Origin of the sequence: Microbacterium sp. NPDC087592, assembly GCF_044743585.1 — a bacterium.
Lineage (GTDB): Bacteria > Actinomycetota > Actinomycetes > Actinomycetales > Microbacteriaceae > Microbacterium.
Genome location: NZ_JBIUWT010000002.1, coordinates 325,546 through 343,968, shown reverse-complemented (window position 1 = coordinate 343,968; position 18,423 = coordinate 325,546). Strand labels below are relative to the sequence as shown.

At 67.4% G+C, this 18,423-nt stretch carries 13 protein-coding genes; 3 read left to right on the top strand and 10 right to left on the bottom strand.

Annotated features, from left to right (window positions below; all coding sequences use genetic code 11):
* Position 1 precedes the first annotated feature (1 nt).
* On the top strand, positions 2 to 733 hold the full coding sequence (locus ACIOTO_RS14575; RefSeq protein WP_400858403.1) for an alpha/beta fold hydrolase: 732 nt from the start codon (positions 2 to 4) through the stop codon (positions 731 to 733).
* Here the strand turns inward: ACIOTO_RS14575 and ACIOTO_RS14570 are convergent.
* Both ACIOTO_RS14570 and ACIOTO_RS14565 read right to left on the bottom strand, forming a co-directional pair.
* Entirely contained in the window at positions 728 to 1,963 is a 1,236-nt protein-coding gene (locus tag ACIOTO_RS14570; RefSeq protein WP_400858402.1) for an MFS transporter, read from the bottom strand. The two genes, ACIOTO_RS14575 and ACIOTO_RS14570, sit on opposite strands and share 6 nt — an antisense overlap.
* Positions 1,960 to 3,330 carry a glycoside hydrolase family 1 protein gene (locus ACIOTO_RS14565; protein WP_400858401.1) on the bottom strand — a complete coding sequence of 457 codons (1,371 nt, stop codon included), beginning with the start codon at positions 3,328 to 3,330 and terminating at the stop codon, positions 1,960 to 1,962. Before ACIOTO_RS14565 ends, ACIOTO_RS14570 begins: the two co-directional genes overlap by 4 nt.
* Before the next feature lie 222 nt (positions 3,331 to 3,552).
* Here ACIOTO_RS14565 and rpsT point away from each other — a divergent pair, with 222 nt between their 5' ends.
* On the top strand, positions 3,553 to 3,813 hold the full coding sequence (rpsT, locus tag ACIOTO_RS14560; RefSeq protein WP_029261697.1) for a 30S ribosomal protein S20: 261 nt from the start codon (positions 3,553 to 3,555) through the stop codon (positions 3,811 to 3,813).
* 97 nt (positions 3,814 to 3,910) lie between these two features.
* Here the strand turns inward: rpsT and holA are convergent, their stop codons facing one another.
* From holA to ACIOTO_RS14535, 5 genes are all read right to left on the bottom strand, one after another.
* Positions 3,911 to 4,951: a DNA polymerase III subunit delta gene (holA, locus tag ACIOTO_RS14555; protein WP_029261696.1), complete on the bottom strand. Its 1,041-nt coding sequence runs from the start codon at positions 4,949 to 4,951 to the stop codon at positions 3,911 to 3,913.
* Positions 4,952 to 4,994: 43 nt separating this feature from the next.
* Entirely contained in the window at positions 4,995 to 7,319 is a 2,325-nt protein-coding gene (locus ACIOTO_RS14550; RefSeq protein ID WP_400858400.1) for a ComEC/Rec2 family competence protein, read from the bottom strand.
* Positions 7,316 to 7,912: a ComEA family DNA-binding protein gene (locus ACIOTO_RS14545; RefSeq protein WP_400858399.1), complete on the bottom strand. Its 597-nt coding sequence runs from the start codon at positions 7,910 to 7,912 to the stop codon at positions 7,316 to 7,318. Before ACIOTO_RS14545 ends, ACIOTO_RS14550 begins: the two co-directional genes overlap by 4 nt.
* Positions 7,913 to 8,077: 165 nt before the next feature.
* Entirely contained in the window at positions 8,078 to 9,547 is a 1,470-nt protein-coding gene (locus tag ACIOTO_RS14540) for a hypothetical protein (RefSeq protein WP_400858398.1), read from the bottom strand.
* 180 nt (positions 9,548 to 9,727) lie between these two features.
* On the bottom strand, positions 9,728 to 10,747 hold the full coding sequence (locus ACIOTO_RS14535; RefSeq protein ID WP_400858397.1) for a LacI family DNA-binding transcriptional regulator: 1,020 nt from the start codon (positions 10,745 to 10,747) through the stop codon (positions 9,728 to 9,730).
* A gap of 117 nt (positions 10,748 to 10,864) precedes the next feature.
* On the opposite strand from ACIOTO_RS14535, the gene ACIOTO_RS14530 reads away from it, so the two are divergent.
* Positions 10,865 to 13,963, top strand: a complete 3,099-nt coding sequence (locus ACIOTO_RS14530) for a family 78 glycoside hydrolase catalytic domain (RefSeq protein WP_400858396.1) — start codon at positions 10,865 to 10,867, stop codon at positions 13,961 to 13,963.
* Between the two features lie 61 nt (positions 13,964 to 14,024).
* On the opposite strand, the gene ACIOTO_RS14525 is transcribed toward ACIOTO_RS14530, so the two are convergent.
* The 3 genes from ACIOTO_RS14525 to ACIOTO_RS14515 form a co-directional block, all read right to left on the bottom strand.
* Positions 14,025 to 16,595, bottom strand: coding sequence for a family 78 glycoside hydrolase catalytic domain (locus tag ACIOTO_RS14525; RefSeq protein WP_400858395.1), 2,571 nt, complete (start codon positions 16,593 to 16,595; stop codon positions 14,025 to 14,027).
* Between the two features lie 72 nt (positions 16,596 to 16,667).
* Positions 16,668 to 17,492: a carbohydrate ABC transporter permease gene (locus tag ACIOTO_RS14520; protein ID WP_400858394.1), complete on the bottom strand. Its 825-nt coding sequence runs from the start codon at positions 17,490 to 17,492 to the stop codon at positions 16,668 to 16,670.
* A gap of 9 nt (positions 17,493 to 17,501) precedes the next feature.
* Positions 17,502 to 18,386 carry a carbohydrate ABC transporter permease gene (locus tag ACIOTO_RS14515; protein WP_400858392.1) on the bottom strand — a complete coding sequence of 295 codons (885 nt, stop codon included), beginning with the start codon at positions 18,384 to 18,386 and terminating at the stop codon, positions 17,502 to 17,504.
* Between the last annotated feature and the right edge of the window lie 37 nt (positions 18,387 to 18,423).

The following is an 18,423-nucleotide window of genomic DNA, read 5'->3' as shown; positions in this document are numbered from 1 at the left end:
CGTGAGCGCACAGATCGTCCTCGTGCACGGCATCCGCACGTCCGCCACCATGTGGCGCGCGCAGCTCGCCTATCTGGAAGCGCACGGATACGCCGCCACAGCCGTCGACCTGCCGGGACACGGCACCCGGATGAGCGAGGACTTCACGCTGCATGAGGCGCTGCACACGATCGACGTCGCGGTTCGCGCTGCGGCGGAGAAGGGGCCCGTCGTGCTCGTCGGGCATTCGATGGGCGGGCTCCTCTGCCTCGCCTACGTCGGCGGCGCGGAGACGCCGCCGGTCGCCGGACTGGTCGCGGCCGCGTGCACCTCGCTCCCCTCCGGCGCGGGCCTGCGTGCCTATCGGCTCTTCGCGAGGGCCGTGGACTCGCTCCCCGACCGCGGGATGTGGCTCACCGCGCGGATGCTCCAGGCCACCATCCCCGCCGAGACACGGTCCGACTTCGCCGCGGGCGGCTACGCACTCGACACGCAGGATGCCGCGCTCCGCAGCCTCGCAGCTCTCGACGTCGCCGCCGCAGTCCCCCGCATCAAGATCCCCCTCTGGTTCGTGAACGGCCAGTACGATCAGCTGCGCCTGAACGAGACACTCTTCCGTCGTCTCGCCTCACACGCCGAGCTGATCATCGTCCCCCGCACGACCCACCTGGTCACGGCCATGAGGCCGCGGATATTCAACGCGGTGCTGCAGCTCGCGATCGCGACGGTGGAGCAGGACGCAGAGCCGTCATGAGCGCTTCGGCTCCCGCGCGAACGCCGTGAGCAGTCCCCCGACCAGGGACAGCACCGCTGCCGCGACGAACACCAGCCAGAACCCGCCGACCAGGGCGACCAGCGCGGCCCCGAGCACCGGTCCGATCAGCTGGCCGAGGGCGGCCGTGACGTTCACGATCCCGAGGTCACGCGCATGGTCCTGTTCGTCCGGCAGCAGATCGGCGGCGAAGGCGAGTCCCACCGTCGAGAACGCGCCGTAGCCGAGCCCCATCAGGGCCGCGGCCACCATCGTCATCTCGAAAGTCGGCACCAGCGCGATCGCGACGCCCGATGCCGCCTGCACCACCGTGGCGGCGACCGCGAGCGTGCGCCGATTGCCCGTACGGTCGGAGACGAGACCGGTCACCACGGACGCGATCACCACAAAGACCGTGTACACGACGATGAGCAGCAGGAGGTTGTCCTGCGCGACGGCACTCGGCTGGCCGAGCCCGTGCAGGAGGAAGAACAGGAACAGCGCCGTCCCGAGTGCATTGCCGATGTTCGTCACCAGGCGACCGGAGAGCATCCAGGCGAAATCCCGGTCGCGCAGAGACGCCAACCGACGGCGCCCCACCGTCTTCGGGCGCATCGCCTCGACGCTCGGCGGGTCGGGGAGGAGCAGGGCGGCTGCCGATCCGACGACCGCGATCACGCCGGCGAGCAGCAGGTAGCCGTCGCGGATGCCGAGCCCGAGGAGGACGACCAGCCCGACGCCGAGCACGATGCCGACGGCCTGACTGGAACCGACCGCCGCCGAGGCCGCACCGCGCTGCGTGGACGGCAGCTGGTCGGCGATGAGAGCGGTGAAGGCGGCAGACGAGACCGCGACGCCGATCGACACGCCCACCCATCCGGCGCCGACCGCCCAGGGACCTTCCGCGTATCCGGTCAGGACGAGGCAGACCGCGGTGAACAGAACGCCGCCGAGCGCCCACGGACGGCGACGGTGGCGCCCCGCCGCCGCACGATCGGAGAGCGCTCCGGCCGCGGGACCGGCGATGATGCCGGCGAGCCCGCCGATTCCGAGAACCAGACCGGAGGAGACGACGCCGCGGATCCAGTCGTCTTCCGGCGTATCCAGCTGCAGGGGAAGGAGCAGCTGCACCGGCGTGAGCTGCACGGTCCAGATCGCGAGCCACGCCAGCGTGAACAGCGACATCCATCGTGCTCCCGCTCGAACGGTGCGCGTGCCGGTGACTTCGGTCATCTCCCCACCGCCGTCGCTGCCGCTGCGCGCGCACTCGCGATGACGTCGAGATACCAGTCGTAGGAGGCCTTGGGCGTCCGCTCCCCCGTCTCGAAGTCGACGTGGACGATCCCGAACCGTTGGGTGTAGCCGTCGGCCCACTCCCAGTTGTCGAGCAGTGACCACACCGTGTACTCCTCCACAGGCACCCCGGCGACCATCGCCTCCCCGACGGCGGCGAGGTGCCCGGCCAGATACGCGATCCGGTCCGTGTCGTCGACGCGGCCGGCGCGCGGCGGTTCCGGGAACGAGGCTCCGTTCTCACCGATGATGACCGGCGGAAGATCTGGATGTCGCACGTGCAGGTCGAGCAGGAAGTCGCGCAGGGCTCCGGGCACGATCGGCCATTCGGGGCCGAAGCCGGTGACGGGGGCGCCGGGAGTGGGCACGATGTCGAACGGCACGGCGCTCCCCTCCGCGGCAGCCGTCACGGTCGTGGGGTTGTAGAAGTTGATGCCGTAGAAGTCGATCGAGCCGCCGATCTCCTCGAGGTCCCCGTCGCGCACCGGCATCGGCGGGAGGCCCAGCGACTCCAGGTCCGGGTAGGTGCCGGTGAGGAGCGGCTCGCTGAAGACCCGATTGTGGATCAGGTCGTAGAGCGCGGCCGCCTGGTGGTCGTCGGCTGTGTCGTGCAGCGGAAGCACCCACGTGTGGTTGTTCGCGAGCCCGACGGCGGAGGCGCCTCGCTCCCGCAGCACGGAGGCAGCGCGGGCATGGGCGAGCAGCTGGTGGTGGGCGGTCGGCAGCGCGCCGAAGAGCAGCTGCCTCCCCGGCGCGAGTGCGCCGACCGCGTATCCCTGCAACGTAGTCATGGCCGGCTCGTTGAGGGTGTACCACTGCCGCACGCGATCACCGAGGCGGTCGGCCACAATCGTCACGTAGTCGGCGAAGCGCTCGGCGGTGTCGCGCTCGAGCCAGCCGCCGTCGGCCTCGACCGCGCTCGGCATCTCCCAGTGGAAAAGGGTCGGGAACGGCGCGACTCCCGCCTCCAGGAGAAGGTCGACCAGCCGCGAGTAGTGATCGAGGGCGGTCTTGTCACCGACTCCTCGGCCGTCCGGCTGCACGCGCGCCCAAGGGATCGAGAACCGATAGCGGTCGAGTCCCAACCCCGCGGCGAGGGCCACATCGGCTTCGGGATGCCGATAGCTGTCGCAGGCCGGATCCGCCGTCGATCCGTCGATGATCGCGCCGGGCCTCTCGAGGAAGTCGTCCCAGATGGAGCGTCCCGTATTTCCCGTCGGACGCGACCCCTCGATCTGGAAGGCGGAGGTCGCGGCGGACCAGCGAAGGCCTGCGGGCACGGGCGGAGGAACGCGTTCGGGGGTCATCTGGCTCCTTGACAGCGGTGTCGGGATAGTGATGATTCTGCACCCAGTACCACGACATCCGCGACGGAGTTTCGCAATCCGTCGGCCGTTTCGCGTCTGCACCCCCTCTGCTGGTAGACTCGACTCTTGGCTTGCGTGTGGGTTCTTCCCTCACGACCGCCGTGCAGCAGCCCTCTTCTGCTGCCGGCATTCCGAACACTCCTGTACAGAAAGCGTCCACACGTGGCAAACATCAAGTCGCAGATCAAGCGCAACAAGACCAACGAGAAGGCGCGCGAGCGTAACAAGGCCGTGAAGAGCGAGCTCAAGACGGTCATCCGCACGACTCGCACGGCAGTCACCGCCGGCGACAAGGCTGCAGCCGAGGCCGGCCTGAAGAAGGCCGCCGTCAAGCTCGACAAGGCCGTCAGCAAGGGTGTCCTGCACAAGAACCAGGCGTCGAACCGCAAGTCGGCTCTCGCCAAGCAGGTCGCTTCTCTCTGAGCTGAAGCTTCTGAGAAAGGCCCGTCCCGTCTTCGGGGCGGGCCTTCTTCGTTCTTCGGCAGTGATCCGCGGCGTTCCGCGGCGTGAGGACGCGTGACTATTCCTCGCCGAACGGTCGACGAGTGGCGATCACCGTGACCATACGCTCGAGCGCGAAGATCGGATCGCGGGCGGCACCCTTGACCTCACCGTCGGCGCGCGCTGTGGCCTGGATCGCCATCCCGAGCGAACGCTCGTTCCACCCGGCGAGGTCACGGCGGGCACGGTCGACCTGCCAGTCCTTCATACCCAGGCGCTGGGCGAGCTGGCGGCTCGGTTCGCGGTTTCCGGCGACCCGCGCCATGGTGCGGAGCTTCATCGCGAAGGCTGCGACCATCGGCACCGGATCAGCACCGGATGACAGTGCGTGGCGGAGCGCGACCAGCGCCTCACCGTAGCGGCCGGCGATCGCCGTGTCGGCAACGACGAACGCCGACACCTCGACGCGCCCGCCGTAGTACTTGGTGACGACTTCTTCGGAGATGTCGCCCTCGACGTCTCCGATGAGCTGCTGGCAGGCCGCCGCCAGCTCGGTGAGGTCATCGGCGAACGCGGAGACCAGCGCACGGAGCGCCGCCGGCGCGATGCGCTTCTTGGCGGTGCGGAACTCCCCCGCTGCGAAGTCGACCCGGTCGCCGTCGCGCTTGATCGCCGGGCAGGCGATCTCGATGCCTCCACCGGTGCCGGCGCGGACCGCATCGAGCAGCTTCTTGCCGCGCACGCTCGCCCCCGTGTGCCGGAGGATGACGGTCGCCCCCTCCTGCGGGTTGTCGAGGTACGACACCGCTTCCTGGATGAAAGCATCGGAGCACTTCTCCACGCCCGAGACACGCACCAGGCGTGGTTCGCCGAAAAGGGACGGGGAGGTGAGGGACAGCAGCGTTCCCGGCGCGTAGTCGTCGGCGCGCACATCGCTGACCTCGAGGGCGGGGTCCTCGGCGCGGAGATAGTCGCGGACGCCGGCGATCGCCCGCTCGGCGCAGACCTCTTCCGGCCCGGAGACGAGCACGAGCGGAGCGGGACGAGGCTCTCGCCAGGAGACCTGGGGGACCTTCGTGGGTTTCGCACCACCGCGGGAAGGGGGACGCGAAGCTGCCATGGATCCAGACTACCGGCGGTCGCCGACACCGCTGCCCGCTCGCTCATGGTGCAACCTTCTCCGTCCACACCTGCAGCTCGCTGTCGCCGGTGCCGAGGAGGATCCGTCCCTGCCGATCGGTGCGCAGCGCCTGCGCCCCGGTCGCCGACAGGAGGTCGAGCGTCTCGATGCGCGGATGGCCGTAGTCGTTGTCCGCTCCCACGCTGAACAGCGCCACGCGAGCCTGCACGGCCTCATAGAGACCCGCGTCCTGGTCCGCGCTGCCGTGATGGGCGACTTTGACGACGTCGTAGTGACCCAGCCGAGCGGTGCGGAGCAGCATCCGCTGGGGTGCGGCCGAGAGGTCGCCGAGGTAGAGCGACCGAGGCACTCCTCCCCCATCGAATTCCATCACCACGCTCGCGTCATTGCCGGCCGGAAAGGCAGCCGAACCCCGCACCGGCCACAACACCCGCCATGCGGCTTCCCCGAGATCGCCGCGCTGTCCCGCCCACGCCTCGTCGACCTGTGCGCCCGATGCGGCGAGGTCGGCGAGGAGGCGTCGTTCGTCTTCTTCGAGCGCCGGGCCGTGGAGCACTACATCCACGCGTCCCTGCACGGCGGCGACACCGCCGACGTGGTCGAGGTCGTAGTGCGTGAGGACGAGAAGATCGATGTGTCCGATGCCGAGAGACCGCAGACACGCCGCCAGCGGCTCCGGGGCGGGCCCCGTGTCGATCAGCGCCACTCTCGCCGCCGAGCGCACGAGCAGCGCATCGCCCTGTCCGACGTCGCATGCGGCGATCGCCCACCCCTCCGGCGTCGTGGCCGTGGCGAGTGGTCCGTCAAGGAGCACCCGGGCGCCGGCGAGCGAGAGCACGACGATCAGGACCGCCGCCGCGGCTCGCTGCACGATGAGTCCCCCACGCCCGATCGCCGCTCCCGTGCCCGGTCGACCGGATCTGATGACGACGACCGCGATGCACACGCTCACGAGACCCACGAGCAGTGCGCTGCCGATCCCGGCGGGCAGCAACAGCTGTGCTCCCGGCAGGCGAGCGGTCGTCGTCGCCGTCGCCGCGATCCAGGCAGCGGGCAGCCAGGCGGACGACGCCAGCAGATCAGCGAGACCCGGCAACGGAGCGGCCAGACATGCCAGCAGCCCGACGACGGTGGCGATCGGGGCCGCGGGCGCCGCGATGATGTTCGCGGCGATGCCGATGAGAGACTGCTGCTCGGCGAAGAGGGCGATGATCGGGCCGCAGGCCAACTGTGCGGCAAAAGGGACCGCGAGAGCCAGAGCCACCGGTCCGGGCATGATCCGGCCGAACCCCCGTGCGAGCGGAGGCGCGAGCAGGATCAACGCTCCGGAGGCCGCGACCGAGAGTGCGAATCCCGGCGTGGCGGCCAGCCAGGGGTCGACGAGGAGGATGCCCGCCGCGCACAGCGAGAGCATGCCGGCTCCAGCACTCGGGCGGCCGAGCAGCACGGTGAGCATGCCGACAGCTGCCATCACCGCTGCGCGGATGACACTCGGCTCCGGCGTGACGAGGACGACGAACCCGGCAAGCCCCACGACCGCGAGGGCGACCCGCAGCATTCGCCCCGCACCGCACAGGGCGGCGAGCCAGAAGATCCCACCGACGACGATCGCACAGTTCGCCCCGGAGACCGCCGTCAGGTGGCTGAGACCGCTGGTGCGCATGTCATCGTTCAGCTCGATCGACACCGCCCGGGTATCCCCCACGGCCAGGCCGGGAAGCAGGCCGGCGCCGGGCTCGGGAAGCCGCAGGGAGCGCTCGACGAAGGCGTGCTTGAGCGCCGCTGCGACGCCGAACACTCCGGAGGCGGGTTCGACGACCTCGGCATCGTTCGCGAAGACGACGAGCGCCGACCGCTCGCCCGCATCGGAGGCGGCGGCCTCGCCGATGACGCGGATGCGCGCGCCGAGGTCGAACCCGTCGCCCGGGTCCACTCCGATGCGCACGGGCGCCGACGAATCGCTCGCGCGCCCCGGCGGTCCGAGCGTGGATGTCGATGCCTCGAACCACAGCCGCCCGTCGCGACCGACCGACGCCGAGGAGGTGATCTCCCCTGTGGCCTCCACCACGCGACCGTCCCAGGACATCGCCTCCTCCCGTGCGGGGAGGGCGAACCCGACCGTCAAGGCCGCGGCCGAGGCTCCCGCGAGAAGCACGACGGCCAGACCGCCGGTCAGCCGCGAGACCCAGGTTCGCGGGCACCGGACGAGCAGCATCAGCACCAGACTCGCCACGAGACCGCAGGCGGCCGCACACCACCAGGCCGCCTCGGGTATCAGTACGCAGAGCAGGGCGGTGCCCCAGACAACCAGCGCGAGAGGGAGGAGACGGAGGTCGCGCGCCTTCACACCCTGACTCCGTCGCGCAGGCCAGCGAGCAGCTTCTCGCCGATGCCGGGAACCGCGAGCAGGTCGTCGACGGACCCGAAGCGCCCGTTCTCGTCGCGCCAGGCGATGATCCGCTCCGCCAGCGCCGGACCGATGCGCGGCAGCGTCTCCAGAGCGGCCTGATCCGCGGTGTTGAGGTCGATGCGGTCGTCACCCGGCGGACCCGCTCGCGGCGCATCGGTCGCCGCACCCACGGCCGGGACAATGATCTGTTCGCCGTCTTCGAGGAGCCTCGCGAGGTTGACCGCCGCCAGGTCGGCATCATCAGTGGCTCCCCCGGCCGCTGCCAGCGCATCGACGAGGCGGGCGTCCAGGTCCAGCACGTAGAGGCCGGGATGGGTGACGGAGCCCAGGACGTGCACGTACAGCTCACCGGACGCGCCGGCGGCCGTCGCGGCTTCCGTCAACGGTACGGATGCGGTCGGCGCGGCCTGGCCGCGGAGGATGCCGAGGCCGACAGCGGCGGACAGCACCACGAGTGCGAGAACCACCCCGGCGCCGATGCTCAGACGCAGTCGACGCCGCGGCGGAGGTGGTGCCTGGGGAGATGCCATCCGGCCACGCTAGGTGGGTGAATCGGGCTTCCCGGGCGCCGGACACCTGAGCCGTGGACAACCGCGATCAGGTTCACGCTGTGCAGAGCATTTCAGCGTGGGAGCCCCGGTGGAAGCAGCAACGCGAAGATGGTGGGTACGGCTCGCGCCGCACCCACCATCCGCTCAGGGGTTCACCAGGATGAAGCCGAGAGCGGCTTCTACCTTCACGCCCTCGCAGTTGGATTCGTCTGAGACGAAGTGGTCTTGTCCCGTGTAGCAGCGGTAGATGCGTTTGGAGGCGACGCCCGTCGGCGCGCTCGGGTAGATGTAACCATTGATTCCGAGCTCGCTGTGCCCCTCGCAGTTCTCATCCAGCGCCACGAAGTAGTCCTCGCCCAAGAACTTGCACCCGTAGAGCGGGACCGCCGAGCCTGTCGGTGCTTGCGGCAGGTAACCGAGGGTCTCTTCGAAGACGCCTCCGCCGGTCGGCGGCCCCGTGGTGACCTGATGGCGGACCGCCGCGGCGTTGTAGTACCGATTAAGAGCCGCTGTCGCCGGCGTTGCCGACCATTTGGCGACCCGCAGATCCCACGTGCCCGGGCTGTTCGCCCCGCCCGAGTACAACACGGTCAGTCCCGATGAGGCTGTGCTCACTTCGCCCGATCCTGTCCGAGCGATACCCGGGCTGTGATTGAGATAGGCCCCGGTCCGGTTGGAGTCGATGAAGCCCAGTTTTTGCCAGGTTCCGGAAGGAAACGACGCCGCAGGGATCTTCGCGATGACCATGCGATACGTCTCACGATCGCCTGCATCGCGTCTGGGCAACGGGAAGGTTCCATACCACATGCCTTCGCTGGGCTTGTACGCCACATCGAAGTTCGAGCCATAGCTGAGCTGCCCCGAGGGTGCCAGCCCTGTCAGCGATACCAACGTCTCTGCGCCGAACGTGCGGCCGTTCGTGCTCGTTCGCGTGTAGAGGCTGGTCCCGGCCGTGGAGTTGTCATGGTAGGTCACCCGAACGGAGCTCCCGCCCGCGTTATAGCTCGTCGCCTGCCCCGCGCCGTAAGCGTCCGTGTTGACCACACGAGGGGAGATCACGGGGTTCTGCGAGTATTTCTTCCAGGCGACCCCGTCATTGGACCAGGCCACTCCGATGCGATTGTTCGTGCCGTCGAGGTGGGTGCCGTAGTAAGCGGGGTTGCCGGGACCGCGATCAGTCGCGGTGTAATAGAGGGCGTATGTGTAGGTCTTCCCATCATCCGGGTTGGTGAAGGAGCCTTTGACCACTGAGGGGTCACAGATATAAGACTTGTCCCAGGTGGCGATGCTGGGCCTGGGCGTGAGTACCTGCTGGATCGGCGACAGGCTTCCGGTGGAGATGTTCTGCTCTCGGTAGAAGATCGCATCCGAGAGGTAGCCGTCAGTGGTTGCCTCCCCGCACCACCACATCTTGCGCACGCCGTTCTCCTCGATGACTGTTGGCGCGTAGTCGTACCCGGCGTGGGTGAACACGGGGCCGGAGGAAGTGACCGCCGCCGTCGCCGCGAGGGAGGGAGCGACGACGCAGAGCGCTACCGCGATCACAGCGGCGGCGGTCGCGGCGACGGCGCGCCTCCAGCTCCTCGTTCTTGTCATGATGTTGTCGCTGGCCATGATGCTCCTTCGCATCTAAATGAAACGTTCAATCGACGATCGATTGTTATCACGAATTATGCATCCACGTCAACGCTTCTGCCCTCAAGGAGTGGTCCGTGAACGACGATCCCGCGCGTCCGAGCAGGTCGACGACGCCGTCCCGGGCGTCGTGTCAGGGGCGGCTGTCGCCCCGCCACCTCATGCTCGAGCGAGTGGCCGGGTGCTCTCGCGCACCACGAGCTCGGGGGTGCACAGGTGGCGCGCATGCACGTGCTCGGAAGAGGAATCCACCTCTTCCTCCATCAGCCTCAGTGCCTCACGAGCGATGAGCTCCCGCGGTTGACGGATAGTCGACAGCGGCACGATCGTCGATGCCGCGAAGTCGATGTCGTCGTACCCGATGATGGCGATGTCCTCAGGCACGTTCAGATCGGTGGCAAGGATCAGCGACTGCAGTATTCCAACCGCGAGCAGATCGTTCGCAGCGAAGACGGCGTCTGGTCGATCGCCGCGCGCCAGTCCGAGAATATGGTCGCCGACGGCTCGCCCCTCGGCGACGGTCAGATCGTCGGTCTCCATCAGCGACAAGGCGGTGCTGCCGCTCTCCCGCGCCGCCTGACTGGCCCCAGCCAACCGCTCGGCAACCTGCGGCAGAGGGCCTCCGGCGAAGAGGATCCGTCGGCGCCCCGTGTCGATGAGGTGACGGGTCGCCATATACCCCCCTGCCGTGCCGTCCAACGTCACAGAACAGAAGAGCTCAGGGTCTATGGTGCTGTCGAAGAGCACGACCGGGACTCCACGGGACCTCAAGCGGGCGAGCCGAGGGGTGATCCCGTCCAGCGGAGCAATCAGCATTCCCCGCACTCGCTGCTCTTCGAATAGATCGATGTAGCGATCTTCGCGTGCGGGATCCTGGTCGCTCGACCCGAGGATGATCGTGTGGTCGTTGATCTCCGCTTCCGCCTCGAGAGCGTGTGCGAGGTCGGCGAAGAAGGGGTTCGCGACATTGAGCACCACGAGGCCGATCGTGGTGCCACCCCCCATGCGTAGTTGCCGGGCGAGATCATTCCGCACGAAACCGAGTTCGGCCATCGAGGCATGCACCCGCTCGAGGTTGGCTTGCGTGACTGTCGGCCGATGATTGATCACGTTCGAGACAGTCCCCACGGAGACGCCTGCATGCGCTGCCACGTCGCGGATACCGATTGGCTTCTTCATCGAGCGTGCTCCTGAGGGTGAGTGCTTGCCATGAGTCTACGTCCACCGTTCATCATGTTCATTGCTTGCCATCGAATCCACACGTCGTTAGAGTCGACGCGACTGAAAGGTTTCATCATGGCTGCACCGTTTCGCCTCATGGTGGACGACCGTCTTGCGGAAGACGCTCCTGCGGGGATTGCCCTCACCGTAGCCACTTCCGCCACTCCCCGCTTGGGGTGGGTGATCCCCCTCCAGCACACCGGACAAGCCCAGGCGGCATGGCATGTGCGAGCCTCCGCGACCGGTGACCCTCGCGTGCGCGGGGACCTTTGGGATTCCGGTCCCGTCGAGACCTCCACGAACTCCGATGTCGACTGGGCTGGGACACCATTGCAGCCGCACACCCACGCTCTGTGGACGGTCCGAACAACCGATGAACTCGGCGTCGTCTCCGACTGGGCAACGCCTGCGCCGCTCGTGACCGGCCCGCTCACCGCGGCGGACTGGAAGGGACAATGGATCTCCTTTCCCACGGCCCACTCCGCCAGCACCCGTTTCCGCATCCCCGGAGCCGTCATCCGTGCCACTCTGCATTTCGCCGCAGCGGGCGTGGTGCGTGCCGTGATCGACGACGCCGCGATCAACCCGAACGCGCTCGACCCTACGGATTCGTCGCTCGAGCGCGCGGTGTCTCGCAGCTACGATGCCACGCCCTTCCTCGACCCCACGGCGACCACTCACACCTTGAGCATGGTCGCGACCTTGGGGCATTACGGACAGGTGCTCGAGCGTCCGCGCGTGCTGGCCGAACTGCATCTCGAACTCGAAGACGGGTCGACCCACGTCGTGGCGACGTCGAGCGAGTGGCAGCACTCCCCCAGCCAGCTCATCTCCGATGAACCGTTCTATCTCGAAGAACACGACGCGCGACGTGACGAGTACGGACGTGTCGGGGGTGATCTCGTCGCTCTGCTCGCTGAGGACACTCTCCCGGCACCACGAGTCGTGACACCGGACGCCGGCCCCGCTGTGCGCATCGTCCGGGAGGTCGACGCTGCGCTCATTGGCGAGCCGGCTCCTGGCGTGAGGGTGTTCGATCTCGGCGAGAACCTCGCAGGGCGCGTGCGAGTCGTCGTGGACAGTGGCGACGCCGACCGACGCATCGTCGTCGCGCACGGCGAGAAGCTCGACGGTAACGGACGTGTCGACAGCACCAACATCCGTCTGCCCTCCGATCGTGACCGCGAACGCCAACTGCTGGCTTGGACGACTGCTGGTTCGACGGAATCACCCGAGATCATCTCGCCGTGGTTCGCCGTGCACGGCTTCCGCTATGTGGAGGTGCGTGGACTCACGAAGGAGAGGATCACCGTCTCCGCCGGCGTGTTGCACTCTGCAGTCGAGCAGACCGGCTGGTTCCGCTCGAGCGAGCCGAAGCTGAACCGTCTCGTCGACATGGCGATGCGTACTCAACTCAACAACACGCATGGGCTGCCCGAGGATTGTCCGACCCGCGAACAGGCAGGGTGGACCGGGGATGCCGCGGCATCGGTCGAAGCAGCTTTGGCGCACCTCGACCTGTCGCCGGTCTACAACAACTGGCTCGTCGACGTCGCGCTCGATGCCCGCCACGGTGCAGTCCTCGGCGTCTCACCTCATGTCCAATCCGAAGGCCACCTGCAGCCCTCTGATCCGGTGTGGGGAGCCGCGCTGACCGAGATCCCCTGGCAGCAATGGTGGGCTACCGGTGGCATCGGCCACCTTCGTGCGCTGCTCCCCGCGATGCGCGCGTGGGCCGATTGGCAACTCGGCACCGTCGAGGAGGGAGTCGTCCGCAACGCAGACATCAGTTACGGCGCTGACTGGCTCGCGCTGCAACAGACTCCCCCGGTGATGCTTCAGACAGCAGCGGTCATCCGGTCGCTGCGTGCGCTCGCAGACCTCGAAGAGGCGCTGGAGCACACCGAGGCGGCGATGATCAGGCGATCTCAGGCAGACGGACTTGCGTCGACTGCGACCCGGATCCTTCATGATGAACTCGACGCCACCTGGGCGAACGACTCGCAGGCCTCGATCGCGCTGGCCCTGGTGACGGGGTTGGCGACCGACGGCGAACGCGTGCGCTTGCAGACTCGGCTGTCCCAGCAGGTGGTCGAGCGCGGCAACCGACTCAGCAGCGGCTTCGCCGGGACAAATGCGGTGGTGCGTGCGCTGGCCGAGCACGACGGCGGGAGCACGCTTCTCGACGCCGTCCACCAGGAGGAACAGCCGGGCATCGGGTCGATGCTGGTCGAGGGACCAGGAACCTTCTGGGAGGCCTGGTGGATCGACGACGAGAATGTCGGTGTCGCGTCGCTCGATCACATCGGCCTCGGAGCTCCCTTCGCAGCCTGGGCGTGGCAGTTCGTGGCCGGTCTTCGTGCGACGGAACCCGGCTTTCGGCGGTTCGTGGTCGCGCCTCGACTCACCACGGCGGTGCGGTCGGCGGCGGTGCAGCGGATGACACGCCACGGCATGATCGAAGTCGCGTGGACCGCGCACGACAGCCTGTTCGTCTGCGACGTCACCGTCCCCGTCGGCACAACTGCCGACATCGTCGTACCGGGAGGAGAGACCGTGACCCTCGATTCCGGACACCACAGCGTGCGGCGTGCGATCCCCCTCCTGCCTCCGGTCGCGACTCGGGTCGAGCCCCGCGCCCCGCGCCCGGGAGAGATATGGAAATCTTCCGCCTGGCGTCCGGTGGGGTCCGATACATCGGTGGAGGTGGAACACGAGGTCGTCGTCTGCTCTCCGGTCTTCCACGAACCGATACCCGCGCCGACGCTCTCCATATCGATCGCGAACTTCGATCCGGACGACGAACGATGGGTCACCCTCCATCCCGATGCTCCACTCGATCTGAGGGCCGCTTCTTTCGCCTTCGCGCATGTGGACATCGACGGCCCTTATCTGACCGGTCGTGTCGTGCGGGTGCTCCTGCGCTTGACGTCGTCGGACGGCACGAGTGTCGTTGCGGAAGCACGCCCACTCCCCATCGCCTGGAATCGTGTGAGCGTGGACCTGTGCGACTGGGCCGGCCGCTCGAGTGTCGTCGCCGTCGACGTAGGGGTTCGCTGGCACGACGAACACGACGTCGGGCGCGGACCGTTCGTGCCCCTGCCGGATGTGCAGCGGTTCCTCGCGATGCGGGTCGGCCTGGTCGGCTGGACCAGCAGCGCGCGCACGTGGTGAGGATCACCGGATGGACGCGCAAGACCGCGTGACGCGGCGCACATGACGGAACCGCACTCCCTCAGCGGCTCCGCATCGCCTCGGACGCGGCGCTCACGTCCGTGCGATCGCCGTCGATCGCGGCATCGGTGACGAAGCGCTCGAGCTCGAATCTGTGTTCCCCGTGGGAGACGTCGGGTATCTCGGAGCCGTCGGGCAGCACGACAGTCGCGGTGACACCGACGGGGATCCGCGCCGTGAGGCTGAAGCCCGAGCCAGCCAGGTGCCATTCGATCGCGATCTCGCCGTAGGGCGACAGGTGACGAGCGCTGCCGGCAGTGAGGCCGCCCCCCACCGTCGGTGCCAGACGCAGTTCCCGATAGCCGGGCGCGGTCGGCTGAAGCCCTGCGATCTCACGGTGCATCCAGTCGGCGACCGCACCGAACGCATAGTGGTTGAAGGACGTCATCTCCCCTTCGTTCACGCTGCCGTCCGGAAGCATGCTGTCCCAGCGTTCCCAGATCGTCGTCGCGCCCAGGTCGACGGCGTGGAGCCACGACGGGAACTCATGCGTCAGCAGCATGCGGTAGGCCGCATCCCGGTGGCCGGATGCACACAGTGCATCGAGGATGACCGCGGTGCCCAGGAAGCCGGTTGCCACGGTGTACCTCTGCTGCTGCACGAGTTCGGCGAGGCGAGATCCCGTGCGAGTACGTGTCGGTCCGTCGGGGACGAGGCGCCAATGCAGGGCCAGCGCATACACGGTCTGGCAGTCGCTGCGGATCAGCCCGCTCGATGAGACGTACTCCGCACAGAACGCGTCCCTCACCTGCTCGGCCAGGATCCCATAGTGACGCGCGTCGGCGGGCTCGCCGACCACGGCTGCCGCCCGCGCGAGCAATTGCGCGGAGCGGGCGAAATAGGCCGTAGCGACGACCGCGGGATCGGCCTGCGCTCTTGCCGGGTCGTCGGGCGGGGCGAGAGGATCGAGCCAATCCCCCAGTTGCTCCCCCGTTGACCAGAGGCGGGTGGGGCCCGCCAGTTCCGCCACCCGATCGACCCACCGGCACATGCTTCGGTACTGGCGTCTGAGGATGCCGGCATCGCCGAATCGTTCGTACAGCACCCAGGGCACGATCACGGCCGCGTCCCCCCAGCCGGCGAAGGCCTTGACGTCACGGAAGACCCGCGGGATCACCGCAGGAACGGTCCCGTCGGGCAGTTGGTCAGCCGCGAGGTCGCTGAGCCAGGACGAGAGGAACCCGGCGACGTTGAAGAGAGTGGATGCCGCCGGGGCGAAGACCTGTATGTCGCCGGTCCAGCCGAGACGCTCATCTCGCTGGGGGCAGTCGGTCGGTAGATCGAGGAAGTTGCCGCGCATTCCCCACACGATGTTCTCGTGCAGCTGGTTCAGAGCGGCGTCCGATGACGAGAACCATCCCGTGCGATCGAGCTGGCTTCCCAGGACGACCGCCTGAATGTCAGTGGTCGACAGTTCGGCCACGCCCGTGACCTCGGCGTAGCGGAAGCCATGGAACACGAGTTGGGGCTCCAGGAGCTCGACGCCGGTTCCGGCGAGCAGATAGCGATCGGTGGCCCTGGCTGATCTCAGGGGTCGCAGAGACAGCTCGCCTTCCTCGAGTACCTCGGCGTGACGGACGACCACCTCCGAGCCACGGCGACCTCGACTGCGCAATCTGACCCAACCGACGAGGTTCTGACCGAAGTCGACGATGTGCCGACCATCGAGCGTCGTGTTCACCGACACTGCAGTCATCGTCTCGACCGCGCGCACAGGCGGCGATTCGGGAGTTGCGAGGCTGGCCGTGGGTGCGGGCACGACCGTCACTCCACGGTCGAGCGCCGCGTAGCCGTCTACGCGGAGATCCGTGAACTGGCCGTCGTAGAAGTCATTGAGGAGTACGCCGGATGCGCCGCTTCTCCATGACCCGTCGGTGGCGACGAGCTCGACTCTGCCATCGGCGTAGCGCAACTCCAGCTGGGCGAGAAGTGCGAGGCGGTCGCCGTATGGGTGGCCGCGATGCAGCGCGAACGAGGCTATGCGGCCTCGATACCACCCGTTGCCGAGAAGCGTATGGAACGAGTTGTTCCCCTCGCTCACCAGGACGGTGACGTCATAGCTCTGGTACCGGATGCGGTGGTCGTACGACGTCCACCCCGGCGCGAAGTGGTCCTCGCTCACGGGAACACCGTTGATGCGGGTGACCATGATCCCGAGCGCGGAGACGTAGAGGCGAGCGGCCACGATGCCGGGACCCACGACGAATTCCGTGCCCAGCACAGGCGCCGGGTCGTCGACGCCGACGACATCCGTCGGCGTCACCCATGAGGCGCTCCAATCAGTGGGAGACAGCAGGCCGGCCTCGATCGTCGCCGGCTCGCTCCAGGGAGTCCACTCGTCTGAATCTCCGCCACGCACCCGGACGGTCGCCCGCTCGCGCGACGAAAGCGGCTCGAATGGCCACTCCACGAGCACCTGCTCGGCATCCGCTGCCGCGTGGGTCTCGACCGCCCCGTTCGCACGTGTGAGCTGCAACTCGCGCCGCTGCTGGCGCCACTGCGGGTTAGTCGACGAGTACCGCCAGGAAAGGCGCGGTCGATCGGTGCCGACGAGGGTCGATGAGTTCGTCACCCCGGGAAGGTTCGGAGCCAAATGTTCCGCGCGAACTATCCCCTGCACGGTGGTATGCGGCACGCTCACGATCTACTCGAGCCCCGATCCCGCGACGCCCTTCGTGAACCATTTCTGGAACACGACGAAGACGACCAGTACGGGGAGCATGCCGATCACCGCTGCGGCGAACGTCACAGATGGCGGGATGTAGGCGAACTGACCGCTTGCGAGGGGCGCCAGCGCGAGCGTCAACACCTTCGTATCCTCGCCGGGCGCGGCCAGCAGCGGCCAGATGTACATGTTCCATGCGGTGAGGAAGGTGACCACCGAATACGAGGCGATGATCGGTTTCGCGAGCGGCAGCGAGATGCGGGTGAAGATCTGGAACCAATTGGCGCCGTCGATGCGTCCGGCGTCGATCAGCCCAGGTGGCAGCGTGGCGAAGAACTGCCGGAAAAGCAGCACGCCCAGCGAGGCCTGGCCCGCGACCGGCAGGATCATGCCCCAGAAAGACCCGACGAGACCGAGCTTGAACGTGACGACGTAGGTCGGGATCAGCAGCAGGTTGGTGGGCATGAACATGGGAACCACGAACACCGCGAGGACGATCGCTGCTCCTCGGAACGGAATCTTCGAGAGCGCGAATCCGGCAGGAAGGCAGATGGCGAGCTGGATGACGAGTACACCGAGAACGAAGACGAAGGTGTTGAGGATCGTGCGGGGCTCGAGGTAGTCCATCGCCTTCACGAAGTTGTCCCACACCGGAGTGCTCGGCAACAGCCGGGGAGGATACTGCACGATCTCCTGCGCCGACATGAGCGAGCCCGAGAGCAGGTAGAACAGGGGGATCGCGATGATCGCGCCGAACACGATGACGGTCGTGTATCGGCCGAGGCGGAGGCGATTCGGTTTCATGGGCGTCTCCTACTTGCTCAAGCGGCTGGTCACGGCGCGGCCGACGACGACGATTCCGACGATGACGACGAGCTGCACCACCGAGAGAACGCTCGCGTATCCGACGTCCTGATTGATGAAGGCCTGCTGGTACGCGTAGAGACTCAGCGACCTCGTCGCATTGATGGGGCCACCATTGGTCATGATCAAGGAGACATCCAATGACGCCGCCACGAAGTTGATCGTCTGCAGCACCCCCACGACGAGGGTCGTCGACATCACGTTCGGCCAGGTCATCGTCCAGAGGCGACGCCACGGCCCCGCACCGTCGAGTGCCGCAGCGGCGTAGATGTCATCCGGCACTCGCTGGAGGGCCGCGAGGTAGAGGATGATCACGATCGGCAGGGCGAGCCAGATCATCATGACGACGAGTGCCGGCAAGGCGTAGACAGGGTCCTGCAGAAAGCTGGGGGCGGTGATTCCGACGGCGCGCAGCAGCGCGGCGATCGGTCCTTGCCTCGGGTCGTAGAGAAAGATCCACAGCACAGCCGATACCGCGACGGACAGGACGACCGGCACGAAGTAGAGAACGCGGGCGACGCCGATCCCCGGAAGGTTCGCGCTCACGAGAACGGCGAGCATGAAGCCGATGAACACGGTCGGGATGACGCCCAGCACGACGAACGACATCGTGACGCCGAGAGCCTTCCACGCGTCGGCATCGGAGAAGAACCGTGCGAAGTTGTCCACGCCGAGGAAGGTCGGAGTGTTGAAGAAGTTCCATGAGAAGAAGCTCAGTCCGATGCCCGCGATGGTGGGCACCACGATGAACACGGCGAAGAGGAGAAGGGCTGGTGTGAGAAACGCCCAGGCTGCGAGCGAGTCACGCAGAGAGAAACGATGGTGTGTATTCATGGATGAGAGGGGGTCGGTGACACGTTTCCGTCACCGA

Coding starts and splice junctions, on each gene's coding strand:
- ACIOTO_RS14570 (WP_400858402.1), bottom strand. CDS start 1,963: ATGACCGAAGTCACCGGCACGCGCACCGTTCGAGCGGGAGCACGATGG.
- ACIOTO_RS14565 (WP_400858401.1), bottom strand. CDS start 3,330: ATGACCCCCGAACGCGTTCCTCCGCCCGTGCCCGCAGGCCTTCGCTGG.
- holA (WP_029261696.1), bottom strand. CDS start 4,951: ATGGCAGCTTCGCGTCCCCCTTCCCGCGGTGGTGCGAAACCCACGAAG.
- ACIOTO_RS14545 (WP_400858399.1), bottom strand. CDS start 7,912: ATGGCATCTCCCCAGGCACCACCTCCGCCGCGGCGTCGACTGCGTCTG.
- ACIOTO_RS14540 (WP_400858398.1), bottom strand. CDS start 9,547: ATGGCCAGCGACAACATCATGACAAGAACGAGGAGCTGGAGGCGCGCC.
- ACIOTO_RS14535 (WP_400858397.1), bottom strand. CDS start 10,747: ATGAAGAAGCCAATCGGTATCCGCGACGTGGCAGCGCATGCAGGCGTC.
- ACIOTO_RS14530 (WP_400858396.1), top strand. CDS start 10,865: ATGGCTGCACCGTTTCGCCTCATGGTGGACGACCGTCTTGCGGAAGAC.
- ACIOTO_RS14520 (WP_400858394.1), bottom strand. CDS start 17,492: ATGAAACCGAATCGCCTCCGCCTCGGCCGATACACGACCGTCATCGTG.
- ACIOTO_RS14515 (WP_400858392.1), bottom strand. CDS start 18,386: ATGAATACACACCATCGTTTCTCTCTGCGTGACTCGCTCGCAGCCTGG.